This is a genomic window from Alteromonas sp. AMM-1 (assembly GCF_047290655.1).
Lineage (GTDB): Bacteria > Pseudomonadota > Gammaproteobacteria > Enterobacterales > Alteromonadaceae > Alteromonas > Alteromonas mangrovi.
In genome coordinates this window covers 1-2636 of the sequence record NZ_JBLBUE010000265.1, presented here as the reverse complement: position 1 = coordinate 2636, position 2636 = coordinate 1, and the positions used below count along the sequence as shown (strand labels likewise).

Annotated in this window: 4 protein-coding genes; 1 reads left to right on the top strand and 3 read right to left on the bottom strand. The window is 50.0% G+C overall.

Translation table 11 applies throughout. The annotated features are described in order from the left end of the window. The 3 genes from ACLR2L_RS19870 to ACLR2L_RS19860 all read right to left on the bottom strand — a co-directional run. On the bottom strand, window positions 1-1036 hold a 1036-nt coding region (locus tag ACLR2L_RS19870), incomplete at its 3' end, for a TIGR02281 family clan AA aspartic protease (RefSeq protein WP_413370717.1). A gap of 9 nt (window positions 1037-1045) precedes the next feature. Further along, entirely contained in the window at window positions 1046-1501 is a 456-nt protein-coding gene (locus ACLR2L_RS19865) for an acyl-CoA thioesterase (protein WP_413370715.1), read from the bottom strand. Further along, window positions 1494-2192 (bottom strand): FFLEELY motif protein, encoded by a 699-nt coding sequence (locus tag ACLR2L_RS19860; RefSeq protein ID WP_413370713.1) that lies wholly within the window; start codon window positions 2190-2192, stop codon window positions 1494-1496. The genes ACLR2L_RS19865 and ACLR2L_RS19860 overlap by 8 nt, the downstream gene beginning before the upstream one ends. Before the next feature lie 134 nt (window positions 2193-2326). Between ACLR2L_RS19860 and ACLR2L_RS19855 the strand changes: the two genes are divergently transcribed. After that, window positions 2327-2636, top strand: a 310-nt coding sequence (locus ACLR2L_RS19855; RefSeq protein WP_413370711.1) for an elongation factor P hydroxylase, incomplete at its 3' end; no start/stop codon positions are given.

Here is a 2636-nt window from a genome sequence, read left to right as displayed (position 1 = left end):
CACCTATGTCTTTTAATGTGTAAGGCCCCAACGTTAAGGATGCTATTTTTACCAACGGTGCACGAATGGGTCCGCTTGCGGTATTTACGTCGAATAATCCCAGCATTTGCAGCCGTGAAAAGCGCTGTAACTGCCGGTACACTTGTTGACTGATTGCCGTGCTGCTTGCGCCGGTATCCAGCATTAAACTGGCATGGGTACCCTGTAAGTCTACCTCTACCAAATAGTGTTCGCCGTATTTCTCCAGGCTCACCCGGGTAGTAAGGGTTTTATCGGGCAGACTATCGTCAATTATCCCGTCATCAATAGTATCATCCTGTGCAGTTTGCATGCGCTTGCGCAATTGTTCCGCGCCGGGATGATCCGGTGGCAAGCTGGCCAGAGTGTCTTCCATTAGGGTGAATTTTTGTTGCTGAGCATAAGCTTCAGCCAACAATAAAATTAACGAGCGATCGGTAGGGAACAGTTGAAATAAGGGCTCAATAAACTGCGCCAGCATATCCCACTCATGACCTTCATATAGTGCGCGAATGGCCTCGTCGCGTAGACTTTCTGCGCGTATTGCCAGTTTGTCCTGCTGGTCGGCCGGCAGCATGCCGCTATCCAATAATTCGTAAATGTGTGCAAGGGCAAGAGCAAGCGGTTGCGTGGCCAGAAACCAGTCTGCTTCCAGTAACAGCAGCTCAGGGTTAGTAAAGTGGTTGCGTATCATTCGTTGAATAAATGCTTCCACGTTACCGTATTCACCTGCCTCCAGCCACTCACGAGCCAGAGCTATTGAATCAGCAATACTCTCTGTGGAGGCCAATGTGCGGCGTTGCGCTGACGGGCTCGCCGAGGCGACTGATGATTGATCAGGCACCGATTGACGAACGCTAACCATAGCAGGTGACTCAGACGATTGCGGTGCGTTATGACGAGGAACCGATTCAGTAGGATAGCGCAAGGGTGAATCATCATCGCTAAACAACAAAAAGGCATTGAGTGCCATCGAGCAAAGCAATGCCACTGTTACAACCTGAGTATAGCGAGACATGTAAAATAACTATCCTTGAATCTGCGGGATCACCGCACCCTGATAAATATCGGCGAAAGGCCGGGGCATTCTTGCGGGTTGACCAGACGACAACTTAACACAGATAAACCGGGTTTTGCCACGGTACAGAGTTTCACCTGTACTGGCCCGAATGTACTGAAACTCCCGGGTGAGTTGTAAGCGACCATCGCAGGCAACAATCCAGGTCGCGCAATGCAGCTCATCGTCGCGAAAAGCCGGTTTAACATAGTCCAGTTCATGGCGCACAATCACCATAGCCCGGTCCAGTTCCTTATAGTGTTCAAAGCTTAATCCTAGCGAGCGTGAATGTTGCCAGGCTACATTTTCTTGTTGGCTCAGATAGGCCACGTTGTTCACGTGCTGGTAGTGGTCTATGTCTTGTTCCTGAATTTTCCAGGTTACAACAAATGGGTTGGGGTATTGCCAGGGAGAAATATCAGACATCGGGTAGGGGGTTATCCGTTGTTAAGTTTACGCGTGCGTCGAGCAACGCAGCATTTAATTCAGTTTCAGCGGCAATCACGGGTTCTATAAAGGCCTTCACATCACCCAGCCCTTTAAAAGCACTGAATCCGCGGTAAAGAAAATCGTGCAGGGCCAGTAATCCGGCCATTTTGGCGGGCCGACGCGACAGTTTAATAATAAGCCCGATACCGGGGATCTTCACCACATCCGCCAGTTGTTCGCCTAACGAGGCAACAATCGCAATCTGCGTCGCTCTGTCATCAGCCCTGCCCACCGACCGGTAGGCCATCGCATAGGTATCGCGATTGAGCGGTGTATTATCAAGGTGTTGTGCAACGGCCATGTCCAGTTCAAACGACAAGGCATTCAGCATAAGTGCTTTATCCAGTGCCACCATAGCTTTATTGGGTAAGGCTTTAGCAAGTTTTGGGATCACGCGAATTAAGTCGGCGTCGCGTTGGCTGAAATCTTTTGGCCCGTACAGTTCATCAACAAAAAAGGTGATGGCGTCGTGGTATTCAGTCTGGCTTGCCATCTTCGCGTGCGTTGTTAGCAACCGCTTGCATTGCCAGCGCTGTACTGCCTGAATGTCCTCCAAAATGCCCATTTGCTGCGCTAACTGGCGCCTGGCATTCACTTGCCTTAGATGAGCAATAAGGGAGTCTGTCACGTACTAATACCTTTCGTTTACACTGGAAAATCATGATATCCGGCTTCAACCTGCAATACAATCTGGTGGCAGGGCGCGGTATTTGGTATCCTCCGCGGCCATATGAAACAGGGTAATACTGCTTAACTATCCGTATGAATACTGCGTGTCAATTACAATCTGATCATGTCGGGCATAGCGACGTTGATTTGCAGGTGCCAGCGTTAATTGATGTGTTTAACAACACGTTTGCCCAATCTTATGCCACACGCCTTGTGCTGGGCGGAGATGAGCCGGTGTATTTACCGGCTGGGCGCGCCTGTGCGGCAGTAAGCAGTAGCAAACTGAACGGCAACCACGCACACTGTGAGTACCACCAGATTGTGTTTGCTCACGGTTATTTTTCAAGTGCATTGCATGAGGTTGCTCATTGGTGTGTGTCCGGTGAAGGTCGTCGGCTATTTG

Excerpts from the sequence above, each read along its gene's own strand:
- ACLR2L_RS19865 (WP_413370715.1), bottom strand. The coding sequence starts at position 1,501 with ATGTCTGATATTTCTCCCTGGCAATACCCCAACCCATTTGTTGTAACC.